A 24317-nucleotide genomic window follows, 5' to 3' on the forward strand; every position below is an offset into this window, starting at 1 on the left:
CGGCTTCATGCCACAGGCATCACGAAATGTTATAGGTGCAAAATGCAACATTATGTCGATAACGCGCCGACACTGACCGCCGTCAATGACTCAGACCGCAGCAAACTCCGCTCTGCGATGGCGGCGATACTAACCCTGGAAAGAGGCGCTTTGTTTAGCGCCTGGAATGACATGCCCAGAGGGCTGACTAGATATGTAGGAACTCATGTGGGGACGCGTTAAACGCCCCCCGGCGCGCCGCCGCGGGCAGCGCGCCGATATCGGGTTCTCTGACTATGGACCATAAACCCGGATCGCGCCAATGCGCCGATGCAAAGTTGCCTGCGCCGTCATGCAGGCGGGTAAAAAAGGGGCAACCGACCCGTCTGGGCACGGGCAAAGGTGAAAAACATAAAGAGGGTCAGAGGTCCGTCAGGCGCTCCACCAGGGCCTGCGCCCTTAGCGCCTGTTCGCCGCTGGTTTCAGGTTGGGTTTGGTTCGCCACCGCATCGATAAAATGCGCCACCGCGCCGGTAAAACCGCGTTGGGTCAGGACAGTTTGCCAGGCGGGAACCGGCAGCTCGCTGATGACTCCCTGGCTTTCGCTGCGCCACAGGCGCATCTCCTCGATGCGGTACAGCGCGCCCGCGGTGACCGCGCTCACCGTTTCACCCTGGCTGCCGGCCTGGCGATGCATACTGGTGGTGACGGCGCAGCCGCGGTGCATAAAATGGTGCTCGGCGTACAGCATCTGGCCGGCGGCATTGCCCTGCAGGGTGCCGCCGGTCAGCTGCGGCGCGCCGGCGGGCGGCGAGGAAAGCGCCGCCGCAGGTAGCGCGGAAAGCGCCGCTGGCGTTGCGCCTGCGTTAGCCGGCGGAGTGTCCTCACTTTCCGCCAGCCACAGCGCGGTATCCACCACATGCAGATAGTCGTCAAGCAGCGTGAAACGCATATCGCCGGGACCAACGCTGTCCAGGCGGTGTTTATCCATACGGATCGAGGCGGGCTGCCGCATCTGCTGTTTCAGCCTGAGGTAAAGCGGCGCGAAACGGCGGTTGAACCCAACCATCAGCGCCCGTCGTTTACGGGCCGCCAGGGTGACCAGCCGTTCCGCCTGTTCCAGCGTCCCGGCCAGCGGCTTATCCACATAAACATGCACCCCCCGCTCCAGCAGGTGGCTCACCACGGCAAAGTGGGTCGCGGTGCTGGTATGGACAAAAACCGCGTCGCAGCGCTGCGCCAGCGCATCCAGGCTGGCGAAACTGTCGATGCGGTAGGCCGCGCACAGCGCGCGCGCCTTGTCCTGATTGGGGGAAAACGCCCCGGCCACGTCCCAGTCCCGCGCCTGGCATAACAGCGGCAGGTAGACCTTTTGCGCGATGCCGCCCAAGCCGACAATCCCGATACGCAATGTCATAATGTAAGTGCCCCAATGAAAAGTGCTTACCGGCCGGGTTTCCAGTCGGTGTAGGTGAGCGCCGTCAGTATATGATCGCGCCACTGGCCGTCTATCAGCAGATAATCCTTGGCATACCCTTCCCGCTCGAATCCCAGGCGGGTAAGCAGATTGCCGCTGCGCTGGTTGTGCGGCATATAGTTGGCCATAATGCGGTGCATTTGCTGATGGCGCTGCATATAGCGGATAGCGGACTGCAGGGCTTCATACATCAATCCCTGCCCTTGCCATTTTTCGCCCAGGGAATACCCGAGGAAACAGGCATGGAACGAGCCGCGCAGCACGTTGCTGAAATTGGCCACGCCGTAGACCTCGTTCTCCTCGGGATCGAGCAGGATAAAATAGTAGGCGGTGCCCTGCCGGTGCATTTCGGTAATCAATCCCAGCCGGGCCTGCCAGCCCGAGGGGAAGCAGTGGCTTTCGTCACGCACCGGCTCCCAGGGCTTGAGATAGGCCTGGTTGCCGGCATAGTACTCCGCCAGGCGGTAAGCATCGCGTTCATGGACCAAACGCACCACCAGTCTGGTGGTAACCAGTCGCACTTTTGGCGACGCCGATCGATAGCCAAACATCTTCCCTCCGCTGTCCGGGCTATTACACAGTTTTTCCGTTGGTGTGAGGCGCCCGGCCAGAAGCGCGTCGGTAACCCTCACCCGGTGATTTCACCATAGTACAATTTATCGTCGTCACTTTTACCGTGTTAACGCACGAGAAGATGATCCCTCTTATAAATTAGCGTTTCTATTACTATTTTTCGATAGAAAATTATCATCCGCTGCGGGCTATCGTTATCGGCGTATTACGTTCAGAATAAGCATCCTCGTAAAATGTCTTTTTTGTTTGTGGTGAAGCATGTCATCGGTATCGCAAGCTCGGAGCTTGGGTAAGTATTTTCTTCTCATGGATAACATGCTGGTGGTCCTGGGCTTTTTTGTGGTATTCCCGCTCATTTCCATCAGGTTTGTCGACCAGTTGGGCTGGGCCGCGCTGCTGGTCGGCATCGCGCTGGGACTGCGGCAGCTTGTCCAGCAGGGCCTGGGGATTTTTGGCGGCGCCATCGCCGATCGCCTGGGCGCCAAGCCGATGATCATTTCCGGCATGCTGCTGCGCGCACTGGGCTTCGCCCTGATGGCGGTCGCCGATCAACCCTGGATACTGTGGCTTTCCTGCCTGCTGTCCGGTCTTGGCGGCACGCTGTTCGATCCGCCCCGCACCGCGCTGGTGGTCAAGCTGATCCGGCCCCATGAGCGCGGCAGGTTCTTTTCCCTGCTAATGATGCAGGACAGCGCCTGTTCGGTTATCGGCGCGCTTATCGGCAGTTGGCTGCTGAAATACGACTTCCATCTGGTCTGCTGGGCGGGCGCGCTGATGTTTATCCTGGCGGCGATATTCAACGCCTGGTGGCTGCCGGCATATCGCATCTCGTCGGTGCGCGCCCCTATGCGCGACGGCATGCGGCGGGTACTGAGGGATCGGCGTTTCGTGACCTACGTGCTTACGCTGACCGGGTATTATATGCTGGCGGTACAGGTAATGCTGATGCTGCCCATCCGGGTCAACGAGGTGTCCGGGCAGCCCGCCGCGGTGAAGTGGATGTATGCTATCGAGGCGGTATTGTCGCTCACGCTGCTCTACCCCATCGCCCGGTGGAGCGAAAAGCGTTTCAGCCTGGAACTGAGGCTGATGGCGGGCCTGCTTATCATGACGCTGAGCCTGTTCCCCATCGGCATGGCCGACAATCTGCAGACGCTGTTTTGCCTGATCGGTATGTTTTACCTGGGTTCGATTATCGCCGAGCCGGCGCGGGAAACCCTCGGCGCGTCGCTGGCGGACAGCCGGGCCAGGGGCAGTTATCTTGGTTTCAGCCGTCTCGGGCTGGCACTCGGCGGCGCCATCGGCTATAGCGGCGGCGGCTGGTTATACGATGTCGGCCACGATCTGGATGTGCCCGACCTGCCCTGGGTGATGCTGGGGGTTATCGGCCTGGGGACCCTGCTCGGGTTATACCGCCAGTTCCACCAGCGCAGGATTGAGCCGGCCATGTTGAGCGGCCGCTAATATTGGGTGACCGGGCCCCTATTGTCCCATAATGAACATAACGTCCCTGCGGCGCTCTGTAAATTACGCGTCGCACGCTTTCAACCAGGAGAACAGACCATATTATGAAACTCTACATTTATGAGCACTGCCCGTTTTGTGTTAAGGCGCGGATGATTTTCGGTCTGAAAAATATCCCGATAGAACTGAAGGTACTGGCTAACGATGACGAGGCCACGCCCATCGGCATGGTAGGGAAAAAAATGGCGCCGATCCTGCAAAAGGACGACGGCGGCTATATGCCGGAAAGTATGGATATCGTCCATTTTGTCGATACTCATTACGCCAGCCCCCTGGTGACCGGGCCGGTCAATCCGCTCATCGGCAAATGGCTTGAAGAAAACCATGCGGCCGCCTATCCGTTGGTATTGCCGCGTAATGTTAACGGCAGGTTCGAAGAGTTCGCCACCCCGGCGGCGCGCAGCTATTTTATCAATAAAAAAGAAGCCGCCAGCGGCGGCTTTGAGGAACTGATGTCCCGTACGCCGGGGCTGGTAAAAAAGGTCAGCCAACAGCTGCGCGACCTTGAGCCGCTGATTCAGCAGTCCAACGCCTGCAACGGCGAGCTGTCGGACGACGATTTCCATTTGTTCGCCCGGCTGCGCTCCCTGACCATCGTTGCCGGCCTGGAGTGGCCGGCCCGGGTGGCCGGGTATCGCGATAATATGGCCAACCAGACTCAGGTCAACCTGCTCACCAGCGTAGCGCAATAACCAGGGTAAGTAATTGAGGACAGTATGAAAAATCTTATCTTGGCCTGGCTTAGGCTGCTTTTCAGCTGCGTGCTGGCAAGTAGCCTGCTAAGCGGTTGCAATAATTTGACGCAATACACCCTAAGCGAGCAGGACGTGAACGCTTATCTGCAAAAGCATAACGATTTCAGCAAAAATATCGGCATTCCCGGCCTGGCCAATGCCCATATCGTCGTCAGCAGCCTGGCGAGCGAGATCGGCCGCGCCGAACCGGATAAGGTGAGATTATCCGGTAATGCGCGCCTGAATATCGATACGCTGTTTGGATCGCAACAGGCAGACGCAAAACTGACTCTGCAGGCGCAACCGTATTATGACAAGTCGCAGGGGGCGATATACCTGAAGGATATGCGTCTGGTTGACTATCAGGTGCGACCGGCCGACCTGGACACAACCTTCCGGGCATTGTCGCCTTATCTGGACCAGTCGCTGAAGTCTTATTTCGACAATACGCCGGCATACGTATTGGATGCCAACCGCAATAAAAACGAGGCGATGGTCAAGAAACTGGCCCAGGGCCTGGAAGTCAGGCCGGGCAAACTGGTCATCCCGTTTGGCTGAAAGCGCTCCCTTCGACACGCCGGGATTAAGCCCGGCGATGGCGGGCCTGGCGAGCCAGGGCGCGATCTTCCGCTAGCAGGCGGGGGTTTCGTCCAGCTCTTCACGCAGCGCCTGAAGGGCCTCGCGGCAGATGATGGCCAGCACCCGATAAAAGTCACCGGTGGCGCAGGCTTCGACCTTGCCCAGGAAACGATCGCTCCAGGGCAACAGATAGAAATCGAACAGCTGGCGTTGCGCCTGCGTTTCATCCAGTTGAGCGTGATCTTCCAGCCAGGAGCCGGCCAGGAGCAGCGCGCCGAAGTGATCCGCCGGGCCGTCGCCGGCCGGCATGCCGAGCTGCCGCAGGAACGTCCCGATATCGCTGTCATCCGCCGTCACCCACGCGGAGCGCAGCGGCGATACCTGCGCCCCGGCACCCGAGAACAGAAAACGATATTCCGCGGCCAAGCCCTGCGGATCGCAGCTTTTCTGCAGGCGTTCCAGCAGGGGATCCTGCTCCAGCGGCCAATGGGCCGCCAGTTTGCCTTCGCCGATAAGCAACATCAGCGGCGCCAGCATGGCATCCTGCGGCTGTCGGTAAAATAGCGTACCGAGCACCCGGCAAACCATGGAAAAATCATTCATCATTTTATCCGTTTCCAGTCGTTCAACTTATACAATTCAGCAAAATCCAAAACCGGCGCCGACCTTGTCATAAAACGGCCGCTTGCGCAATGGCATTAATACCCTTTATGGCGATCGACCCGGCCGCGGGGAAGGTGTCCGTTCTCAATGCGCCGGATATTGTCGGCAATGCTGTCCATGGCGAGTTCCGGCAATGTCATGGCGGCAATATGCGGAGTAAAAGCAATGCGCGGCGATGTCCAGAAGGGATGATCGGCCGGCGGCGGCTCCTGGCGGCTCACATCCAGGGTTGCCGCGGCGATATGCCCTTGCGCCATGGCGTCAAGCAGGTCGCTTTCCACAAGATGCGCGCCACGGGCAATATTAATGATAAACGCGCCTTTATTCAGGCGCGCAAACAGGGCCGCGTCGAGGATGCCGGTGGTATGCGGCGTATTGGGCAGCAGGTTCACCAGTACCTGCACCCCTGACAGAAAGTCGTCGAGCCCTTCCTGCCCGGCAAAGCTGATGACGCCTGGGATAACTTTCACACTCCGGCTCCAGCAACGCACCGGGAATCCCATGCCGTTAACGGCCATTGCCACTTTGCGCCCCAATACCCCGGCGCCGGTAATGCCTATGACAAAATCGTCCTTAGCCGGTATCGCCAGTTCGCGCCATTCCCCCAGGCGTTGCTGCAAGGCATACTCATCCAAACGGCGATAATAACGCAGCACCGCCGCAATAACATACTCCACCATTTGCTGCGCCATGCCGGTATCCTCCAACCGCAGCAGCGGCACATCTTCCGGCAGCATGTGGGGATGGAGGCGCAGCTGGTCCATCAGCGCATCCACCCCGGCGCCGAGCGCAAACACGCCCTTCAGTCCGGTCCTGCCCGCCAGCATCCCGGTGGGCGGATGCCAGACCAGGGCATAATCGGCCGGCATAGTATCGCCCTCCCGCCACCGCCTTATCTGCGCGCCGGGCAAACGCCGCCGCAACCCGTCCAGCCACACCGCAGCGTTCTCCGCCGGGTGAAAAAATATGATGTTCATGGTGCAAAACCTTTTCATCTTCAAACTTTTTTCACAACTAAGCATTTAACATACCGGCAGAGAGGGCAAAGAACAATCTTGCGCCTGCGCCGTGAAATCGTGTCTGGCCCCGAGCACATTGCTAAAATCGGCAATGGCTAATAATCATGCCGACATTTATAGTCAATTTTTTGCCGGCCGTTGACAATTAGTGCTTAAGAGCCCCGTCCGACGGAGTCCTTTACAGGACGATATGACATAAAATGTTCACATTTACGCAACGGAAAGTGAAATCACTAAGAATTATCTCAAGCTAACCGGCACCCTGGTCCGGTAAAAAAAGTTAGCCATTTTCTTGTGCGAAAGGAGGAAACACCGGATTGCCGATATCTTAGTTACCCTGCGCCAAAAGGCGCAGCAAGGCTGGCGGCATGAATAATTATTCTAGAACCTTCGTCCGGAACCGGTTTACGTTTAAATAACGTTCTGATCTTTAGACAATAGTGGCAATACCAAGTCCAATAAGCCTATCTGTTTTACTATCGGTAAACGCCTAGAGGGCTACGTTGGGGCCGGTGTGGGATTAGGTTAACAGGCTGGTTATTTACAATTAAAAGTTTAAAGTTAATGCGTTTCTATTCAACGCGGCAAAAGCGAAAAGGATGAAATTTTATAAAAACCCCTAGCAAAATGCCTAAACTATTAGTCTTTGCTAATTTCACTTGCGCCTGATGTCATGATTTGTTGTTTTTAAATTCAGAATTATTACCGTCGCGAGATCTGAGAGCTCGTCTATTGTTTATATGGACTCATTCTGCAAAACGTAAAAACAACCTATTGGAGGAACATATGATCAGGTAAGTGGGGGATGAAAAAAATAAAATATCAGGCAGTTGGCCTTTATACATCTTGAAAATTTTATGATCGCGCGTAACGTGCGCATCAGTGATGCAATAAGAAAAAAAATACTATTGAGGTATTTGGAGATGAAACTTACACAACCCATCACGATCAATCATCTTGAAGTGAAAATTGCGCCCGACATCCATAATCGACTTCGCTGGAAAGAGTATCAGATTCTCAATTTATTAATCCAGAATTCACCTGCGGTAGTGACGCGCGCTGAGCTGGTCAACCAGATATGGAAAGGAACCTATTGTTCGGATTCAACCATTAACCAGACGATCAAATCGATACGTCAAAAGTTGGGAGATGATAACCATGACATTATCAAAACCATTCCTCGCATTGGCTACATTATTGAGGAAAAACAGATGGTTAATATTTCATTTAATCCTGCGTCCTTGGACGAAGCCGTGCCAGAGGCATTACCTCAGCAGCCTCCACAGCTACCGGAATCCAGCAATAAAGCGGCCTACGATAGCGGGATCCAGGACAACCCGCCCCTGGATGACGAGATTTACGGCCAACCCATCTGGGCATTGCCCTCTCATTCAAGAACAACCAAGACGATCGCTAAAACCACAGTGAATAGATCGAATGCGTTAAGAGATGTTTCCTACGCTTTTGCCGCAAGGATTCTTCAAACAAAAAGTAAAATCATGATGGGATTGTTTGCTTTTTTTATTTTATCACCTTTGATAATGTATTTATTTTCAACAATTAAGATCCCGTTTGCCTCATATGCGCTGGAATTGGCCAGGTTCAACAAGGTCAGCGCAGTGACGCTGACCTGCCCATTGGGATATAACAGCGCATCCAGCGATGCGTTTTCCTGTAAAAGCATGACGGTTAAATTCGACGGCATCGCCTTTGATTGCCAGGCATTAGGCGATAAATAATCTTACCTGGTCAGCGCCGCTATGATGATCTTCTTAATAAGAGCCCGAATGATGATTCGGGTTTTTTTTGCCTCAAAAAATTCATACTGCCTATAAAGTGAAATGAAATAAAGATGAAATATGGTTTTCACATTAAAGCGTTATGGATTTATAAAATAAAACTCAACATTGCTTTAATATTTTACTTTTTTTTATTTGCGCATATATCCATAAGGCTATATTTTTCGATTATTCGATAAAGTTATATTTCGGATGAGAGCCTATGGCCTCCATTCCTAAGTAAAGTTTAAAAGCTCTATTGAGAATGGCATTTTCATAAAATTTTACCCATAAGAGGATCATGCGAGCTATCATCTATAATTCATTGTGGATCATACTTGAGAAATTTTGCTTTGCCGGTGCCGGCATCATTTCTGCAATGTATATAGCCCGCTATTTAGGGCCTGAAAATTTCGGGACATTAAGCTATTTAGTGTCTATTATTGCGCTGATATTGCCCTTTATACAACTGGGCAGCGACAATGTATTGTTTAATCGTATTGCGAAGAAGCCGCACAGCGGCATGAATTTAATGATCGCCTCATTACGATTGAAATTGATGCTATTCATCATTTTTAGCATTGGACTTATTACCTGGGCCTGTTATTTTTTACCCCTGGAACATACCGAGATATTGCTGGTACTGTTAGCAGGGACGTTTTTTACTTTACGCGACATCTATAAGCTGTATTACGATGCCACCCTGGCATCCAAAGTTAATCTGGTGATCAACAATTCGGTGCTGGTGCTATTCGTGGCGACCAACCTGATGTTCGCCTGGCTGCAGTTGAGTTTAATATGGTTTGCATTTTCACTGGCGGTCCGAAGTATTATTCCTTATATGGTGAGAAAAATACTGTTTAGCCGGGAGCAGCGCGCTAAAGGCATGCGGCATAAAAGAAGGCTTAAAGCGAAATACAGTACCTTTTATAATATTTATTTGCTCAAAGTGGGTTTCCCGCTGGCCATATCCAGCCTGGCAATAGTGATCTATACCCGTATCGATCAGATAATGCTGGCAAAATTTATGGGTTACCATGCCGTGGGTATTTATAGCGCGGCTCTGGCAATAAGCGGGGGATGGGTGCTGGTTCCCATGGCTTTGATAACCTCGTTTATGAGCACCATCGCCAGCGAGCGCGATGCCCGCAGAGCCGGCGACCGGGTGCGTATGCTTTATATGATTACGCTGGCGCTCTGCGCGCCGGTGATCGTGGCTTTAGGTTTTTTCAGCAAGGATATCATACAGTTAATTTATGGCGACGCGTTTATGGATTCGGCATCTATCCTGTTGATATGTGGATTGACTTCCCTTTGCAGCGTATTGGGCACCATTTCGTATCGGATAATACTGATGCACTCCGGCTATCGTTTCGTCGCGTTAAAGATGCCGGTTATCGCATTACTAAACATTGGTCTTAATTATCACTTTATCCCGCTCTTTGGCATTAAAGGAGCGGCGTTATCCACCTTATTGTCCGAAGTCATATCACTATTGGTGCTCAATGCGATGTTCAAAAAAGGGTTAGTCACTTACCAGCTGTTCAGTGCCTATAAAAGTATTCCAAAATTTATAATTGAGGTGCAAAACTATGTTAAATCCACTCGTCAGGCAAGCCTTTAACTTGTTACCGGACATGTTATATCATCAATTAAAATATGCGCGCGTTTTCAAAAAATGGCCTAATGTTGCCCAGCCCACAACTTTTAGTGAAAAAATCACCATTAGAAACTTTCGGCCTAAAACTATCTACACCAATTTAGCGGATAAATTTAAGGTGCGCGAGTATATCGCCAACACCATTGGGGAAAAGTATCTTATTAAACTGCACGCCGTCTTTGGCGAACTGACGGCAGAGATTTATTCCAATCTGCCGGATGCGTTTGTTATCAAGGCCAACCATGGCTCCGGCTTTAACCTGGTGGTGCATGATAAATCCGACACCACCTTTGAACAGCTCAGCGCGTTGACCCGCTACTGGACTAAGACCAATTATTATAAGAAGAGCAGGGAAAGGCACTATAAAAAAATCCAGCCCTGTATCCTGGTAGAGCACCTGTTGCAGGATGAGGGTCACATCCCGAACGATATTAAATTCCACTGTTTTAACCGCCAGGGGGATATGCATATCTTTATCCAGGTCGACTACGATCGTTTTGGGCTGCATCGCCGCGACGTATTCGATACCGACTGGAACAAGACCGATATCCGGATGGGATTGCCTAATAACCCCACGCCGATGCCCGCGCCCAAGAACCTGCCTGAAATGGTGGCCCTGGCAAAACGGCTGGCGTCTGATTTCAATTATGTCAGGGTGGATTTTTATGAAGCCGAAGGCAATGTGTATTTTGGCGAGTTAACATTCACTCCCGGTGGGGGACTGTGCAAAATGTATCCGGAAAATGTGCAGCATCAATGGGGCAGTTTTTTCACCGAATGATGCTGTGGCGTTGAACGAATGACCATAACAATAAAATGTGATTAACACGTTTTTTACTGCTGCCATGCTGTTTACACGCGGAACGGGAATAGCACACCCGCACTAAACTAACGGGTCGGCTATTCCCCGCTTTTTCGACGATTAATTTGCCACAGCGTTTGGATTTCGCTTAATCTCGCGGAAAATAACCGGCCCAGCCCTTCCCTGCCCCGCCGCCGTATAATCTCTCAGGCAGGCCGGATTCCAATAATATCTTCGCCGGACCACAGATACGCTCAAACCCTGAGCAAACGGCGCAGCCGTGATAAATTATACTTGACCGGAATGGGCCGAATCCCTATAGTACCGCCCCGTTGACCCTTGGTTAACAGCGTGGTGAGGTGTCCGAGTGGCTGAAGGAGCACGCCTGGAAAGTGTGTATACGAGAAATCGTATCGAGGGTTCGAACCCCTCTCTCACCGCCATAATTAATAAGGTCAGCGTCCTGGCCGCAGAGCCGGAACGTTGTCGTAAGGCATCATTATAAGATAGAGTTATACGTTGCTCTGAAAAGAAAAGCCCGGATGGCTATCCGGGCTTTTTTCGTCTCAGGCGGCCGAGTTAGACGGTACGCGCGAGCCGCAGGGGTTAACGGTAGGCATTCAGCGTTCGCTGGCATAGCGCCGAGCGCACGCAGTCCTGTTTGCCAAAACGCACTACGCCTATCATCTCGTCCTCTTCGGTAAATCTCTCCAGTGCATCCGCCAGTCCGGATTTTACCCCTCTGGGCAAATCACATTGGGTAATATCACCGTTCACGATCACCGTGACATTTTCCCCCAGCCGGGTTAAGAACATTTTCATTTGGTTAACGGTAACATTCTGCGCCTCATCCAGAATAACCACCGCATTTTCAAATGTCCGTCCGCGCATATACGCGAAAGGCGCGATCTCCACTTTGCCGATTTCCGGTCGCAGGCAATATTGCATAAAAGACGATCCCAGCCGGCGCAGCAAAATATCATAAACCGGTCGGAAATAAGGGGCGAATTTTTCAGCGATATCTCCGGGCAGGAAACCCAGATCCTCGTCGGCCTGTAATACCGGCCGGGTGACGATAATACGTTCAACCTCTTTGTGGATTAACGCATCTGCCGCCTTGGCGGCGCTAAGGAAGGTTTTGCCACACCCCGCCTCGCCGGTTGCAAAAATTAACTGTTTAGTCTCAATGGCTGTTAAGTAAGCTTCCTGGACTTCATTACGTGCCTCAATTAACCTGGTGTCGCGACTGTCGCGCGCCATGCCTATCGATTCAATCCCGCTCATATGAACAAGAGAAGTGACCGAGTCCTCTTCACGCATTTTGTGATTGCGTGATTCACGCCGGATAACGCGTTTAGCTTCGCGACGAGCTTTGATCACTACTTTTTGTCTTCCCATAAGTGGCACCTTACAGTTTGTTTCACCATTCACTCAGGCGCGGGCCTGGTGATTACGCTTCACATTCAGATGAGGTTGTGGCTTCCTTTAAAGCCAATAATAGCCATGAGATAAGATGACATAGCCCGGTGAGTCCGCGTGGACAATACGGACGCGGCGGGATGCGCATCGGGTGGAAAATAGCGAAAAAGTGTGGAACAGCAGAGAACACTAACATTGCCGGTCGGCAAAAACGAAGTTGGAAACAGAGTGTTGAAATTACAACCGCCGAACGTTCCGGTGGCGATTGCTATAGAACCTGGTATTGCCATCAGCCCATAAAAGGACACTGTCATTAGCGATCCCCGCAGTGAGGTTTAGAATTTCGCATCTGAACAACTTTCTGAACTAGCGCTTGATGTCTTCAGTATAATGACATTGCTACAATTTGCTGTCCGAATGCAATATTTTTTTTAGCGATCGGACAAATAATAAGCAGAGGCCGTTACGCTTGCCTGGTTAAAAACAATACAATATAAATTCTCCGACCTTATTCAATGCCGATATTAACCCGGGCGGCGGGATTTTTCCCGCTGCGCTTGAAAAAGAACGCACGGGATAAAAAACATCATTTATTACAAATTAACTCCCTATTACCCTTGGCTAAGCTAAAACCGGACATCCCGCGACGCGGCAGCGCGCCGTTTCACCCCAAGCGCAGGGCAATAACACGCCCCCGATTTAACCATAAGTTAATTGTTTATTAACCCGGTTGCACTTAGTTGCAACATTGGCGATAGTGATATCTCACAGGGTCGCCGGGGAATTCGCGATGGGTACCACTACGCTGGGGGTAAAGCTTGACGATGCCGCCCGGGAACGGATTAAAAACGCGGCGCGGCGGATCGATCGCACCCCGCATTGGTTGATTAAACACGCTATTTTCCATTACCTTGATGAACTGGAACAGGGTACCGCCACGCCGCCGCCCATTGCGCCCGCCGCCGGCGGCCATGACTCGATGGCGCCGCCGGCGGCTGACGGACGCCAGCCGTTTCTGGCGTTTGCCGGGCAGGTCCTGCCGCAGTCGGTATTGCGCGCCGCCGTCACCGCCGCATGGCGGCGGCCGGAAACCGAAGCCGTGCCGTTGCTGATTGAACAGGCTCGCCATCCCGCGACAACGGTGCAAATCAACCAGCTGGCGCGCCGGTTGGCCGAAACGCTGCGTAATCAAAAAAACGCGGGCGGCCGCGCCGGCATGGTCCAGGGCTTTTTACAGGAGTTTTCCCTGTCGTCACAAGAAGGCGTAGCGTTAATGTGCCTGGCGGAGGCGTTGCTGCGCGTGCCCGATAAATCCACCCGCGATGCGCTGATCCGCGATAAAATCAGCCAGGGCAACTGGCAGACCCATATAGGCCGTAGCCGGTCGGTGTTTGTCAATGCCGCCACCTGGGGACTGCTGTTTACCGGACGGCTGGTGGCCACCCATAACGAGGCCAGCCTGTCGCGCTCGCTTAACCGTGTTATCGCTAAAAGCGGCGAGCCGCTGATCCGCAAAGGCGTGGACATGGCCATGCGGCTGATGGGCGAGCAGTTTGTCACCGGCGAAAATATCGGCCAGGCGCTGGCCAACGCCCACCGGCTGGAGCAACGCGGCTTTCGCTACTCCTACGACATGTTGGGCGAAGCCGCCCTGACGGAAGACGACGCCCAGGCCTACCTGCTGTCCTACCGGCAGGCCATCCATGCCATCGGCAAGGCATGCAACGGACGCGGCATCTATGAAGGACCGGGCATTTCCATCAAGCTTTCCGCCCTGCATCCGCGTTACGCCAGGTCGCAATACGCGCGGGTGATGAACGAGCTGTATCCCCGCCTGCTGGAATTGACCCAATTGGCGCGCCAGTACGATATCGGCATTAATATCGATGCCGAAGAGGCCGACCGGCTGGAGCTCTCCCTCGACCTCTTGTCCAGGCTGTGTTTTGAACCGGCGCTCGCCGGATGGAACGGCATCGGCTTCGTGATCCAGGCCTATCAGAAACGCTGTCCCTACGTGATTGACGAACTGATCGATCTGGCGCAACGCAGCCAGCGCCGCCTGATGATCCGCCTGGTCAAAGGAGCTTATTGGGACAGTGAGATCAAACGCGCGCAGGTGGACGGGCTGGAAGGCTATCCGGTCTATACCCGCAAGGTGTATACCGACGTCGCCTATCTTGCCTGCGCGCGCAAGCTCCTGGCGGTGCCCCATTATATTTACCCGCAGTTCGCCACCCATAACGCCCAGACCCTGGCGGCCATCTATTATTTTGCCGGACAGAATTATTATCCGGGGCAATATGAGTTCCAATGCCTGCACGGCATGGGCGAGCCGTTGTATGACCAGGTAGTGGGTAAAACCGCCGAGGGCAAGCTTAACCGCCCGTGCCGCATCTACGCCCCGGTGGGCACCCATGAAACCCTGCTGGCCTATCTGGTGCGACGATTGCTGGAAAACGGCGCCAATACCTCATTTGTCAACCGTATCGCCGATACGTCCCTATCCCTTGACGTTCTGGTCGCCGACCCGGTGGAAGACGCCCTGGCCATCGGCGAGCGGGAAGGCGGCGTCGGCCTGCCCCATCCCGGCATTCCCCTGCCCCGACAGCTTTACGGGCCGCCCCGGCTTAATTCGGCCGGTATCGATCTGGCTAACGAACATCGCCTCGCCTCGCTCTCCAGCGCCTTGCTCAACAGCGCCCACCAGCGCTGGCGCGCGCAGGCGAGCGGCACGCCCCCGCAGGACGGCGGCGCATGGCATCCGGTGCTTAATCCGGCCGACGGCAGGGACAGCGTCGGGGAGTGCCGTGACGCCACCGCCGACGACGTAGCGCGGGCCATAACCAGCGCGGAGCACCACGGCGCGATGTGGTCGGCCACGCCCGCCACCGAGCGGGCGTCGATGCTCTGCCATGCGGCGGAACTGCTGGAACAACGGATGCCGACGCTTATCGGCCTGTTGGTTCGCGAGGCCGGCAAGAGTTTTGCCAACGCCATCGCCGAAGTGCGCGAGGCGGCCGATTTCCTGCGCTATTACGCAGGCCAAATCGCGGTATTTGATCGCGACGACTGCCGTCCGCTGGGGCCGGTGGCCTGCATCAGCCCCTGGAACTTCCCGCTGGCCATTTTTACCGGCCAGGTGGCGGCGGCGCTCGCCGCCGGTAACTGCGTGCTGGCAAAACCCGCGGAGCAAACGCCGCTGGTGGCCGCGCAGGCGATAAATATCCTGCTGGAGGCGGGCATTCCCCCTGGCGCGCTGCACCTCCTGCCGGGCCTTGGCGACACCGTCGGCGCATGGCTGGTAGGCGACGAGCGGGTGCGCGGGGTGATGTTTACCGGCTCCACCTCCGTCGCCCGCGTGATACAAAATACGCTGGCGCAAAGGCTGGACCCGCAGGGACGGCCGGTGCCGCTGATTGCCGAAACCGGTGGGCTTAACGCCATGATCGTCGACTCATCCGCCCTGACCGAACAGGTGGTTAACGATGTCATCGCCTCGGCGTTTGACAGCGCCGGGCAGCGGTGTTCGGCGCTGCGGTTGCTATGCATCCAGGAAGAGGTGGCCGACCGCACGCTGCGGATGCTGCGCGGCGCCATGGCGCAGTGCAGCCTGGACGACCCGCAACTGTTATCCACCGATATCGGTCCGGTGATCGACGCCCAGGCCAAACAGGGTATCGAGGATCATATCGCCGCCATGCGCGAGGCCGGTCATCCGGTGTGGCAAGGCGCCTATAACCTCGACGGCGCGCGTCAACAGCGGGACTTGGGTAGTTTTGTCCCACCCACGCTGATTGAGCTGGACAACGTAGCGCAGCTGGATAAGGAAATATTCGGTCCGGTGCTGCACGTGATCCGCTACCGCAGGCGGGACCTTAACGCCCTGCTGGAGCAGATTAACGCCGGCGGCTATGGCCTGACCCTGGGCCTGCATACCCGGATAAACGAAACCATTAACCGGGTGATTGAACAGGCCCGGGTGGGCAACTGTTATATCAACCGTAATATTGTCGGCGCCGTGGTCGGCGTGCAGCCGTTTGGCGGCGAAGGATTGTCCGGCACCGGTCCGAAAGCCGGCGGCCCGCTGTACCTTTATCGCCTGCTATCCCAACGCCGCGCCGATGAACCGCTCGATTCGCTACGTTTGGCCGATGTCGACGACGCGGGGAACAGTCCGAGCGCGCCCCAGCCGGCCTATGACGCGCTGATGGCCTGGGCCGAAACGCAGCGTCCCCCTGAACAAACGCAGCGGCTGCGGCGCTTTGGCGACCTGTCGCAGGCCGGGACGGTAAGGTTGCTTGCCGGCCCGACCGGCGAGCAGAACAGCTATCGCCTGCTGCCGCGGGAACGCGTGTTGTGCCTGGCAGGGGACGAGGACGACCTGCTGACGCAGCTGGCGGCGGTATTAAGCATCGGGTCCACGGCGCTCTGGCAGGATGTTGCGCCGACCCGCCCGCTGCTCGCCAGCCTGCCGGAGGAGGCGCGGGCGCGTATCCTGCTTAATGCCGATTGGCTGGAGGCGGCGGATCCGTTCGACGCGGTGCTGTTCCACGGCGACTCGGATCGGCTGCTGGAGGTCTGCGGCAAAATAGCGCGGCGCCCCGGGCGGATTATCCAGGTGCACGGCTACGCGCGCGGCGAAACCGCGATCTTGCTGGAGCGATTATTGCTGGAACGGGCGGTGAGCATTAATACCGCCGCGGCGGGGGGCAACGCCAGCCTGATGACCATTGGGTAAGATAATATCAAGGCTGCGGCCCACCGTCGCTGTCATCATTCGACGTGTGGGCAACCGGCCGGGTGTTCAAAAATTACGCTGCCAGTGGAGATATTGATCGTATTTACGCAATGCGATGCGGTAATTGCTTTGGCCAGCGTCGGGAATCTCCTCAATCAGCGCTTGCGGACCGGTGGGATGCTCGAATTTATCATGGGGATAATTCCTGGCGGCCAATATTTCATCCAGCCGGCGCAGGCGCACCACATATTCCCGAATAGTGCTGTGACTCATCGCCGTCTGTTCAAATAAATATTGCTTAAACGCCTTGATATCAAAATAGTTAGGTTCGCTATTGCAGGAAATAACGCTGCAGAACCGGCATAGCGCCGTCAGTTCTTTAGTCAGGCTTTGCCAGACGGTGTCGTCGATAAGCTGATCCATACCGGCAATAGCTTCTTTATTGATAATCTGACCGCGAAACACCAGCGTCATACGATCCAACGGCTTGCCGCATTGGCAGCAATGGGTTTGACAGTGCTTAAAATCTTTTAAGTAACGGCTGAGGGGCCGTTTTTTTCCCACTTTGGCTAACATGTCGTTTTCCCTAGTGTTATGAATAGCGCTATTGGTAGCGCGTTGGATAGCGCTTTGATAGTGCCGTGAATAACGCGATTAAAACGCGATATAACAAGCTTATAATGTGTGTAGTCCCCGGCTAACGCGCGCTGGAAAGCGTGCGTATTAATACCGCCGGGCAGCCGATTTAATGATCGTTATTCAGGCGCGCCCGCAAACGTTTAATTGCCTGACTGTGCAATTGACTCACCCGCGATTCGCCTACTTCCAGCACCGCGCCAATTTCCTTCAGGTTCAGTTCTTCCTGATAATAGAGCACCAGGACCATTTTTTCCCTTTCAGGTAACCCGTCAATCGCCTCGATAACTCTTTCACGCAGATTGTCTTCCATTAATAAATGGAGCGGATTAGCGTCTTCATGTCCCGGCATTAGGTTATCGGCACTGTCGCCGTGATCTTCACACCATTCGTCGTAAGAAAACAATTGACTATTATTGGTGTCCAGCAAAATCTGCCGGTATTCCGCCAGCGTAATATCCAGCGTCTGGGCCACTTCCTGTTCGGAGGCCATCCTGCCCAGCTGTTGTTCGGCCTGGTGAATGGCCTGCGCCACTTCACGCGCGTGGCGACGCACGCTCCTGGGCACCCAGTCGCGGCTGCGTAGTTCATCCAGCATGGCGCCGCGGATACGCTGTACCGCATAGGTGGTGAAGGCCGTGCCCTGCAGGCAATCGTACCGTTCCACCGCGCTAAGCAGGCCGATTCCCCCCGCCTGCAGCAGATCGTCGAGCTCCACGCTTGCCGGCAGCCGCACCTGTAATCGCAAGGCCTCGTGGCGGACCAAAGGAATATAGCGCTGCCATAGGGACTGTTTATCTATTACGCCCGTGGCAGTATACAGATCGCTCACCATGACCATCCCTACATTGATCCTGTTATCGCCGTTATTATCCGGTTAACGGTTCGGGTCAATCGACTGAATAGTCACTTAAATACCCCTCTATTTATACCTTGTCACCATTCCTTAACCAGGCTTTACGCTAACCTTACACTTATTCCCGTCCCGTTCGCCAAGAGGGTTTATTAGCGAAAAAAACCCCGACGCGCGGGGTTTCGATTAAACCAATGTTGTTGCCTGGATTATTGCAGCAGCGACAGCACGGTCTGGGGAACCTGGTTGGCCTGGGCCAAAACCGAGGTGCCAGCCTGTTGCAGGATCTGCGCCTTGCTCATATTCGACACTTCGGTCGCATAGTCGGCATCCTGGATACGGGATTGCGCTTCGCTCAGGTTGCTGGTGGTGCTGGACAGGTTGTTGATGGTGGAGTCAAAACGGTTTTGCACGGCACCCAGGTTGCTACGCATGTCGTCGACCGTGGACAGCGCTTTGTCCAGTGTGGTCAGCGGATCGGTGGTGGCAGCGGTAGTGGTGTTGTCGGCGCTGTTGTCCACGGTTACTGTCAATGCGCCGGTGGTGGAGTCGATTGACATATCGTTGGCGGTTAGTTTGTAATAAGTCTCCGCGCCCGAAGCATCAGTTGCGCCGGTATCAACAAAATAGTTACCGTTGGCGTCGGTTTGCAATGTGCCCGTAACAGCGGCGCCGGCGGAATCCTTCAGGGAAACAGCGGTAATCGCCGTACTGTTATACTTGGCGGTGCCATCTGTGGCGACGGCGGTAGTGGTGCCCGAAGGGCCGTCGACGTTAAATTTATCCAGGCCCAGGGTAGAGGTATTGATGGCCTGCAGATCGATGGTGATGGTCTGGCCGTCGTTGGCGCCAACCTGGATGGACACGGAGCTCTTGCTGCCGTCCAGCACGCTCACGCCGTTGAACTGGGTCTGTTCGGAGATACGGTTGACTTCATCCAGGCGCTGGCTGATTTCGTCCTGGATGGACTGCAGGTCGCTGGCGCTGTTGGTGCCGTTTTGCGACTGTACGGTCAGGGTACGGATGGCCTGCAGGTTATCATTCACTTCATCCAGCGCGCCTTCAGTGGTCTGCGCCAGAGAAATGCCGTCGTTGGCGTTGCTTGACGCCTGGGTCAGGCCGTTGATGTTGGACGTGAAACGGTTGGAGATCGCCTGGCCGGCGGCATCATCCTTGGCGCTGTTGATGCGCAGGCCGGATGACAGACGCTCAATAGCGGTGCTCAGGGAAGACTGAGATTTGTTCAGGTTGTTCTGGGCGATCAGCGAAATGCTATTGGTATTAATGACTTGAGCCATGAGTATATTCCTTTTAAGCGTGCGTCAGGACTGGTTAAATTAAATCGGGCATTTTCGCCCTTGGGCATGAATGACCGTCCCCCCTTGTATCGGCGTGGGCCTGACAACCTTTAGCTAAAAATTTTTATATCTCGCTTTCCGGCGTCGGCAAAAGCGCCTATGAGCTGAATAGCCGCCTATTCATCTGTCCTTTCGCGCCATGGCTTATAAAAAAATAAGATAAGCTTTTGGCCTTTCGTGCCGATAACCGCTTCGCCTACCGTGCACTATTAGAGGAGTTATCATGGCAACAATCAGTTCCTTAGGCGTCGGCTCGAATCTGGATTTAAGCACTTTACTGGATACGCTGACGACCAATGAAGAAAAGCGGCTCACGCCGATTACCGACAAGCAGACCAGCTATAACGCCAAGCTCACCGCCTACGGTACTCTGACCAGCGCGCTGGAAACCTTTACCACCGCCACCGAAGCCCTGACCGACAGTTCGGTCTTCACGGAAAAAGTGGCCAGCACCCATGACGCGTTCACCACCGAGGTCGACGCCGACGCGGTCAGCGGCAGTTACAGCATCAGCGTTACCCAGTTGGCCGCCGCCCAGTCATTGACCTCCAGCCAAACGTTCAGCGATACCACCTCGCTTATCGGCACCAGCGGCAGCACCGACCGGAGTATCAGCATCCAGGTCGGCACCGCCACCGCGGTAAGCGTCAGCCTGACCGACGCCCAAACCACCCTGGCCGGCGTGCGCGACGCCATCAACGGCGCCAAGGCCGGCGTCACCGCCAGTATCATCCAGTCCGGCGACAGCAGCTATCAGTTGGTAATCCAATCGGACAGCACCGGTGAAACGTCGGAAATGAATATCAGCGTCACCGGCGACGATACGCTTAACGGCATCATCGGCTACAGCAGCACCGAGGCCGACGCGGACAGTACCTACACCAGCGGCATGTCGGAGTCCGTTGCGGCGCAAAATGCCAAGCTCACGGTAAACGGCACGGCGGTGGAACGCAGCAGCAATACCATCAGCGACGTGCCGCAGGGCGTTACCCTGACACTGACGTCCACCACCAGCTCCACGCAAAACCTGATTATCCGCCAAAGCGCCACCAGTTCGACCAAGGCCGTGGAAGATTGGGTGTCGGCCTACAACACCCTGCTGACCACTTTTGATACGCTGAGCAGCTATACCGCCGTGACCAGCGGTGAAGATCAGGACACCAGCAACGGCGCGCTGTTAGGCGATAGCGTGCTCAGATCGGTAAAATCCCAGATCAAGAACCTGGTCAGCTCCGCCCAGAGCAGCGATACGTTCCAGGTGCTTAACCAGTTGGGCGTTACGCTGAATAAAGACGGTACCCTGACCACCGACGAAGCGACCCTGGTGAAAAACCTGGCGGATAACCCAACCGCGGTGTCGGACTTTTTTGTCGGTGACGGCAAAACTACCGGCCTTGCCACCCAGCTCTCGTCGGTAGTCCATGCCTTCACGGACGACGATGGCACGATAAGCGACGCCAGCGATAATATAGACTCGATTCTCGACAAGCTGGGCGACCAGTACACCCAGGTGCAAAACAGTATCGATACCGTTGTCGCTCGTTATAAAAAACAGTTTACCGCCCTGGATGTGCTGGTGGCGTCGTTAAACAGCACCAGCGACTACCTGACCCAGCAGTTTGACGCCATCAGCGCCAGCAGCAGCAGTTAATCAATAACAAGCGTGATCAATGACAGTAAAGGAAATTGACAATGTACGGTTCACAGGCTTATGCCATGGTCGGTTTGCAGAGCAGCGTTATGAGCGCGAGCCCGCATAAATTGATTACCTTGTTATTCGACGGGGCGCTTAGCGCCCTGGCCAAGGCGGATATCTGCCTGGAACAGGGAAATATCCCCGGCAAGGGGAATGCGATATCAAAAGCGATTGAAATCATCGGTAATGGGCTCAAGATGGGGTTGGACATGGAAAAAGGCGGCGAGCTAAGCCAAAACCTGTCCGATCTTTATGACTACTTCTGCCGTCAGCTGATTCAGGTTAACTTACACAACGATCGTGATCTATTAACTAACATTCGCCAATTATTGGCTGAAATAGCCGATGCCTGGCGGCATATATCACCGGACAATGCCCAGCCCTAGCGATAATGGTTTTATTACCTTCACAGGTTATATTTCTCAGAATGGTTATCCCGACACTTCAAGGTGTGTGATAAAGCAGCTAGAAAATGAGCAGGATTAACCCACTGTATACGTCAAATACCGATTAGGATAGCCATGATGGATGCTTGCCCTTCCCTTTTAGCCCATTATCAGCAGATACTTACGCTTAGCGAGAATATGCTGTTAATGGCTCGTCAATCAGAATGGGACACCTTGATATATATTGAAGAAAAATATGTTCATGCCGTGGCTAAAATTGCCGAACTCAATGCCGGGCAGGTAACCACCCTGCCGATCGTAATCCAGGATAAAATCACCACGATATTACAACATTTACTGCAAAACGAAAATGAAGTTAATCAGTTGCTGCAGGCCCGGCTTAACCAGTTGAGGGATTTAATCAGCCAATCCAATCGTCAGCAATCAATTAATTCGACTTATCATAAGTTTTCCGATCACGGTTCAATGCTGCCCGGTGAAATAAAAAAACAAACTTCCGAGTGACGGAGAACAACGCCAGTCTTCCGGCATGCCCCACGTTCCACTGACAAACTGCTGGGCTGGCTGCAACCATGCAGGCCAGCCTAACCCGCAAAGCGCCAGTTAACCGTTTTTTCACCGTTCTCTTGCGTAAGGCGCCATGCGCGGTCCGCCAGCGGGACAATGTGGGTGAGCGGGTGTTGGTTTGGAATGTTCTTAAAAAAATGACCCAATCCCCGATAACAGGAAATATCGACATTTTCGCCTATATTAAGTAGGTAGACACTCAATAAGGACGATAACAATGTTTGATAAAGCCAAAGATAAAGCAGAAGAAATTGCGGGTAAAGGCCAGGAAGAATTTGGCCGCGCCACCGGTGACAACGCGTTGCACCTGGAAGGAAAACTGCGCAAACGCGCCGCGCAGGCGTCCTACAGCGTGAACGATTGTATTGACCAGATTAAAGAAAAAACCGCAAGCGACCCTATTCCGGCATTGCTTATTGCCAGCGGCGTGGGGTTTCTATTAGCTAAAATTATAGGTCATCGCCGTCGCTAGCCCTGACCGGTCGACGCCGGGCGATGGCAGGCTGTAACAGACGATTGCCCGGTGTTGCGTTAAGCCCGTGATAACAAAAGCAGCAAGAGCTATACCGATGGCGAAGTGGTATCATTACCTTTTCACCATAGCCGCGGCGATAATTATGTCTATCTTTGATGCGCTTAAGGCGTTCGGCAGTACCTCAGTTAAAGTCACGTGCCCGGAATGCGGTTACGTTACCCAGCAACCCGCTCTGAAAGTGCGCAAAAACATCACCTTAGTCTGCCCGAAATGCGGCCACTATTTCCTGCCGAAAGACAAATAGACCTAAGCCTCCCGATAAATAATCACCGCGCTATACCCTGAGCAGGCCTATCGCCACACCGATAAAAAAACGCCGGATTTCATCATGCTCCCGCTCCTGCTCGGCGGCCAGGTAGGTCACGATAGCGCCCGGATGGATTCTTGCGCCCCGCCGATGCAGCGCCAGGCTGGCCTGGCCTATCAACAGACTTACCGTATCATGGGTCTGCCGCAACGCCTCTGCCGGTATTGTCATCACCACCTCCCATTCTTTCTTATCCATTTTGCCGGCGTAATATTGCAGAGAAATGAACGTGGGAAGAAAAGCCGCGGCAACGGGGCATGACGGCAAGCAGTGCCGCTATACCGACATATTCATGATATGAGTGATAAAACTGGATTTTTAAAATATCTGCGCATAATTCCTCCACAGGCACTAATAATATTGGATTACATTGGAAGGGATGCGTAATGATCCAGCGGTAACACCTATGATGCGCGTGTTTGATGAATTTCTAAAAGAAAAAGAACATGATATTGAAGAGGCGTTTGAGCGTATAGATAACTTTGCGGTGGCTATTGCAATGGCTAAATTTTGAGGTAGGGGAAAAGATTAATACAGACATGACAATAATGCGACAAATGAGCTGGTTGATAGCTATAATAGAAAAGAATGAAAATAAGTAGAGCATCATCAATACTATGGCTTATTCCACATCTATCGAGGCCAGGGTTTTGCAAGCATTACCGCTCCGCTAGCCTGCTCTCGCACTCGGTTGTTTATCAATTTCGGGCCTACCCTGGCCCGCTTCTTTATTTAGCTCATTATAGTATTACGCGTTGATTGGTTTAATGGCATTGATACTGGAGCGGCGGGCGAATTTAGTTTTGCTGACAAAGCGGACGTGTGGGGATACTTAAGAATAATTTATCCATGCTTTTCTTCACAACCTCAATAAAAAGAATAACATACATACAATACCCTCATGGACCACAATAGTGATCCGGCGTTATTTGATTCAATTTTCCGGGGCTGTATCGGTCGTTTCTGTCACCACCAGCTTTACTAAATGGGGTGATGTGATGTTTTTTTCCAGT

22 protein-coding genes and 1 tRNA gene are annotated in these 24317 nt (G+C 54.0%); 14 read left to right on the forward strand and 9 right to left on the reverse strand.

The features are described from left to right. Positions 1-400: 400 nt before the first annotated feature. The gene (locus GRH90_RS07405; RefSeq protein WP_178113053.1) at positions 401-1396 is read right to left on the reverse strand and encodes a Gfo/Idh/MocA family protein; all 996 of its coding nucleotides are present in this window, start codon (positions 1394-1396) and stop codon (positions 401-403) included. A 26-nt stretch (positions 1397-1422) separates the two neighbouring features. Further along, entirely contained in the window at positions 1423-2007 is a 585-nt protein-coding gene (gene rimJ / locus GRH90_RS07410) for a ribosomal protein S5-alanine N-acetyltransferase (RefSeq protein WP_162365301.1), read from the reverse strand. Between the two features lie 280 nt (positions 2008-2287). Here rimJ and mdtH point away from each other — a divergent pair, with 280 nt between their 5' ends. The 3 genes from mdtH to GRH90_RS07425 all read left to right on the forward strand — a co-directional run bounded on the left by mdtH (position 2288) and on the right by GRH90_RS07425 (position 4845). Further along, complete coding sequence (gene mdtH, locus GRH90_RS07415; protein ID WP_162365302.1) at positions 2288-3493, forward strand: multidrug efflux MFS transporter MdtH; 1206 nt, start codon at positions 2288-2290, stop codon at positions 3491-3493. A gap of 104 nt (positions 3494-3597) precedes the next feature. Then, a complete protein-coding gene (grxB, locus tag GRH90_RS07420) occupies positions 3598-4245 on the forward strand; it encodes a glutaredoxin 2 (RefSeq protein ID WP_162365303.1) in 648 nt (215 codons plus the stop codon). A gap of 24 nt (positions 4246-4269) precedes the next feature. Beyond that, positions 4270-4845, forward strand: a complete 576-nt coding sequence (locus tag GRH90_RS07425) for a lipoprotein (protein ID WP_162365304.1) — start codon at positions 4270-4272, stop codon at positions 4843-4845. Positions 4846-4917: 72 nt separating this feature from the next. On the opposite strand, the gene GRH90_RS07430 is transcribed toward GRH90_RS07425, so the two are convergent. Next, positions 4918-5469 (reverse strand): TorD/DmsD family molecular chaperone, encoded by a 552-nt coding sequence (locus GRH90_RS07430; RefSeq protein ID WP_162365393.1) that lies wholly within the window; start codon positions 5467-5469, stop codon positions 4918-4920. Positions 5470-5564: 95 nt separating this feature from the next. Continuing rightward, a complete protein-coding gene (gene ghrA, locus GRH90_RS07435; protein WP_162365305.1) occupies positions 5565-6506 on the reverse strand; it encodes a glyoxylate/hydroxypyruvate reductase GhrA in 942 nt (313 codons plus the stop codon). A gap of 965 nt (positions 6507-7471) precedes the next feature. Between ghrA and GRH90_RS07440 the strand changes: the two genes are divergently transcribed. The 4 genes from GRH90_RS07440 to GRH90_RS07455 all read left to right on the forward strand — a co-directional run bounded on the left by GRH90_RS07440 (position 7472) and on the right by GRH90_RS07455 (position 11231). Continuing rightward, entirely contained in the window at positions 7472-8287 is an 816-nt protein-coding gene (locus GRH90_RS07440; RefSeq protein WP_162365306.1) for a winged helix-turn-helix domain-containing protein, read from the forward strand. Between the two features lie 340 nt (positions 8288-8627). Next, complete coding sequence (locus GRH90_RS07445) at positions 8628-9950, forward strand: flippase (protein ID WP_162365307.1); 1323 nt, start codon at positions 8628-8630, stop codon at positions 9948-9950. A gap of 13 nt (positions 9951-9963) precedes the next feature. Then, positions 9964-10767 (forward strand): ATP-grasp fold amidoligase family protein, encoded by an 804-nt coding sequence (locus tag GRH90_RS07450; protein ID WP_281352737.1) that lies wholly within the window; start codon positions 9964-9966, stop codon positions 10765-10767. Positions 10768-11141: 374 nt separating this feature from the next. Further along, a tRNA-Ser gene (locus GRH90_RS07455) sits at positions 11142-11231 on the forward strand. A gap of 163 nt (positions 11232-11394) precedes the next feature. On the opposite strand, the gene phoH is transcribed toward GRH90_RS07455, so the two are convergent. Next, the gene (gene phoH / locus GRH90_RS07460; protein WP_178113067.1) at positions 11395-12186 is read right to left on the reverse strand and encodes a phosphate starvation-inducible protein PhoH; all 792 of its coding nucleotides are present in this window, start codon (positions 12184-12186) and stop codon (positions 11395-11397) included. Positions 12187-12997: 811 nt separating this feature from the next. Between phoH and putA the strand changes: the two genes are divergently transcribed. Beyond that, positions 12998-16945: a trifunctional transcriptional regulator/proline dehydrogenase/L-glutamate gamma-semialdehyde dehydrogenase gene (gene putA, locus GRH90_RS07465; protein WP_162365309.1), complete on the forward strand. Its 3948-nt coding sequence runs from the start codon at positions 12998-13000 to the stop codon at positions 16943-16945. A 66-nt stretch (positions 16946-17011) separates the two neighbouring features. On the opposite strand, the gene fliZ is transcribed toward putA, so the two are convergent. From fliZ to GRH90_RS07480, 3 genes are all read right to left on the reverse strand, one after another. After that, positions 17012-17521 (reverse strand): flagella biosynthesis regulatory protein FliZ, encoded by a 510-nt coding sequence (gene fliZ / locus GRH90_RS07470; RefSeq protein ID WP_162365310.1) that lies wholly within the window; start codon positions 17519-17521, stop codon positions 17012-17014. Between the two features lie 169 nt (positions 17522-17690). Continuing rightward, positions 17691-18413, reverse strand: a complete 723-nt coding sequence (locus tag GRH90_RS07475) for an RNA polymerase sigma factor FliA (protein ID WP_162365311.1) — start codon at positions 18411-18413, stop codon at positions 17691-17693. A gap of 230 nt (positions 18414-18643) precedes the next feature. Next, on the reverse strand, positions 18644-19732 hold the full coding sequence (locus tag GRH90_RS07480; RefSeq protein WP_162365312.1) for a FliC/FljB family flagellin: 1089 nt from the start codon (positions 19730-19732) through the stop codon (positions 18644-18646). A 283-nt stretch (positions 19733-20015) separates the two neighbouring features. Between GRH90_RS07480 and fliD the strand changes: the two genes are divergently transcribed. From fliD to GRH90_RS25895, 5 genes are all read left to right on the forward strand, one after another. Continuing rightward, the gene (gene fliD / locus GRH90_RS07485) at positions 20016-21443 is read left to right on the forward strand and encodes a flagellar filament capping protein FliD (protein WP_162365313.1); all 1428 of its coding nucleotides are present in this window, start codon (positions 20016-20018) and stop codon (positions 21441-21443) included. Positions 21444-21484: 41 nt separating this feature from the next. Continuing rightward, positions 21485-21874, forward strand: a complete 390-nt coding sequence (fliS, locus tag GRH90_RS07490) for a flagellar export chaperone FliS (RefSeq protein ID WP_162365314.1) — start codon at positions 21485-21487, stop codon at positions 21872-21874. 135 nt (positions 21875-22009) lie between these two features. Continuing rightward, entirely contained in the window at positions 22010-22399 is a 390-nt protein-coding gene (gene fliT, locus GRH90_RS07495) for a flagellar protein FliT (RefSeq protein WP_162365315.1), read from the forward strand. A gap of 280 nt (positions 22400-22679) precedes the next feature. Then, complete coding sequence (locus GRH90_RS07500) at positions 22680-22934, forward strand: CsbD family protein (protein WP_178113054.1); 255 nt, start codon at positions 22680-22682, stop codon at positions 22932-22934. Positions 22935-23079: 145 nt separating this feature from the next. Next, a complete protein-coding gene (locus GRH90_RS25895) occupies positions 23080-23241 on the forward strand; it encodes a YnfU family zinc-binding protein (protein WP_178113055.1) in 162 nt (53 codons plus the stop codon). 30 nt (positions 23242-23271) lie between these two features. Here GRH90_RS25895 and GRH90_RS07505 read toward each other — a convergent pair whose 3' ends face one another. After that, positions 23272-23502 carry a hypothetical protein gene (locus GRH90_RS07505; protein WP_218586227.1) on the reverse strand — a complete coding sequence of 77 codons (231 nt, stop codon included), beginning with the start codon at positions 23500-23502 and terminating at the stop codon, positions 23272-23274. Positions 23503-23683: 181 nt separating this feature from the next. Here GRH90_RS07505 and GRH90_RS26500 point away from each other — a divergent pair, with 181 nt between their 5' ends. Further along, entirely contained in the window at positions 23684-23818 is a 135-nt protein-coding gene (locus tag GRH90_RS26500; RefSeq protein WP_281352733.1) for a hypothetical protein, read from the forward strand. Positions 23819-24317 lie beyond the last annotated feature (499 nt).

The sequence above is a fragment of the Acerihabitans arboris genome, from assembly GCF_010131535.1.
In the GTDB taxonomy this organism is placed as follows: Bacteria; Pseudomonadota; Gammaproteobacteria; order Enterobacterales; family Enterobacteriaceae; genus Acerihabitans; species Acerihabitans arboris.

Excerpts from the sequence above, each read along its gene's own strand:
- GRH90_RS07450 (WP_281352737.1), top strand. The coding sequence starts at position 9,964 with ATGTTATATCATCAATTAAAATATGCGCGCGTTTTCAAAAAATGGCCT.
- GRH90_RS07405 (WP_178113053.1), bottom strand. The coding sequence starts at position 1,396 with ATGACATTGCGTATCGGGATTGTCGGCTTGGGCGGCATCGCGCAAAAG.
- GRH90_RS07430 (WP_162365393.1), bottom strand. The coding sequence starts at position 5,469 with ATGAATGATTTTTCCATGGTTTGCCGGGTGCTCGGTACGCTATTTTAC.
- mdtH (WP_162365302.1), top strand. The coding sequence starts at position 2,288 with ATGTCATCGGTATCGCAAGCTCGGAGCTTGGGTAAGTATTTTCTTCTC.
- GRH90_RS25895 (WP_178113055.1), top strand. The coding sequence starts at position 23,080 with ATGTCTATCTTTGATGCGCTTAAGGCGTTCGGCAGTACCTCAGTTAAA.
- phoH (WP_178113067.1), bottom strand. The coding sequence starts at position 12,186 with ATGGGAAGACAAAAAGTAGTGATCAAAGCTCGTCGCGAAGCTAAACGC.
- GRH90_RS07500 (WP_178113054.1), top strand. The coding sequence starts at position 22,680 with ATGTTTGATAAAGCCAAAGATAAAGCAGAAGAAATTGCGGGTAAAGGC.
- GRH90_RS07480 (WP_162365312.1), bottom strand. The coding sequence starts at position 19,732 with ATGGCTCAAGTCATTAATACCAATAGCATTTCGCTGATCGCCCAGAAC.
- ghrA (WP_162365305.1), bottom strand. The coding sequence starts at position 6,506 with ATGAACATCATATTTTTTCACCCGGCGGAGAACGCTGCGGTGTGGCTG.
- GRH90_RS07505 (WP_218586227.1), bottom strand. The coding sequence starts at position 23,502 with ATGGATAAGAAAGAATGGGAGGTGGTGATGACAATACCGGCAGAGGCG.
- GRH90_RS07445 (WP_162365307.1), top strand. The coding sequence starts at position 8,628 with ATGCGAGCTATCATCTATAATTCATTGTGGATCATACTTGAGAAATTT.
- fliT (WP_162365315.1), top strand. The coding sequence starts at position 22,010 with ATGATGGATGCTTGCCCTTCCCTTTTAGCCCATTATCAGCAGATACTT.
- putA (WP_162365309.1), top strand. The coding sequence starts at position 12,998 with ATGGGTACCACTACGCTGGGGGTAAAGCTTGACGATGCCGCCCGGGAA.
- fliS (WP_162365314.1), top strand. The coding sequence starts at position 21,485 with ATGTACGGTTCACAGGCTTATGCCATGGTCGGTTTGCAGAGCAGCGTT.
- GRH90_RS07440 (WP_162365306.1), top strand. The coding sequence starts at position 7,472 with ATGAAACTTACACAACCCATCACGATCAATCATCTTGAAGTGAAAATT.
- GRH90_RS26500 (WP_281352733.1), top strand. The coding sequence starts at position 23,684 with ATGCGTAATGATCCAGCGGTAACACCTATGATGCGCGTGTTTGATGAA.
- fliD (WP_162365313.1), top strand. The coding sequence starts at position 20,016 with ATGGCAACAATCAGTTCCTTAGGCGTCGGCTCGAATCTGGATTTAAGC.
- grxB (WP_162365303.1), top strand. The coding sequence starts at position 3,598 with ATGAAACTCTACATTTATGAGCACTGCCCGTTTTGTGTTAAGGCGCGG.
- fliZ (WP_162365310.1), bottom strand. The coding sequence starts at position 17,521 with ATGTTAGCCAAAGTGGGAAAAAAACGGCCCCTCAGCCGTTACTTAAAA.
- GRH90_RS07425 (WP_162365304.1), top strand. The coding sequence starts at position 4,270 with ATGAAAAATCTTATCTTGGCCTGGCTTAGGCTGCTTTTCAGCTGCGTG.
- rimJ (WP_162365301.1), bottom strand. The coding sequence starts at position 2,007 with ATGTTTGGCTATCGATCGGCGTCGCCAAAAGTGCGACTGGTTACCACC.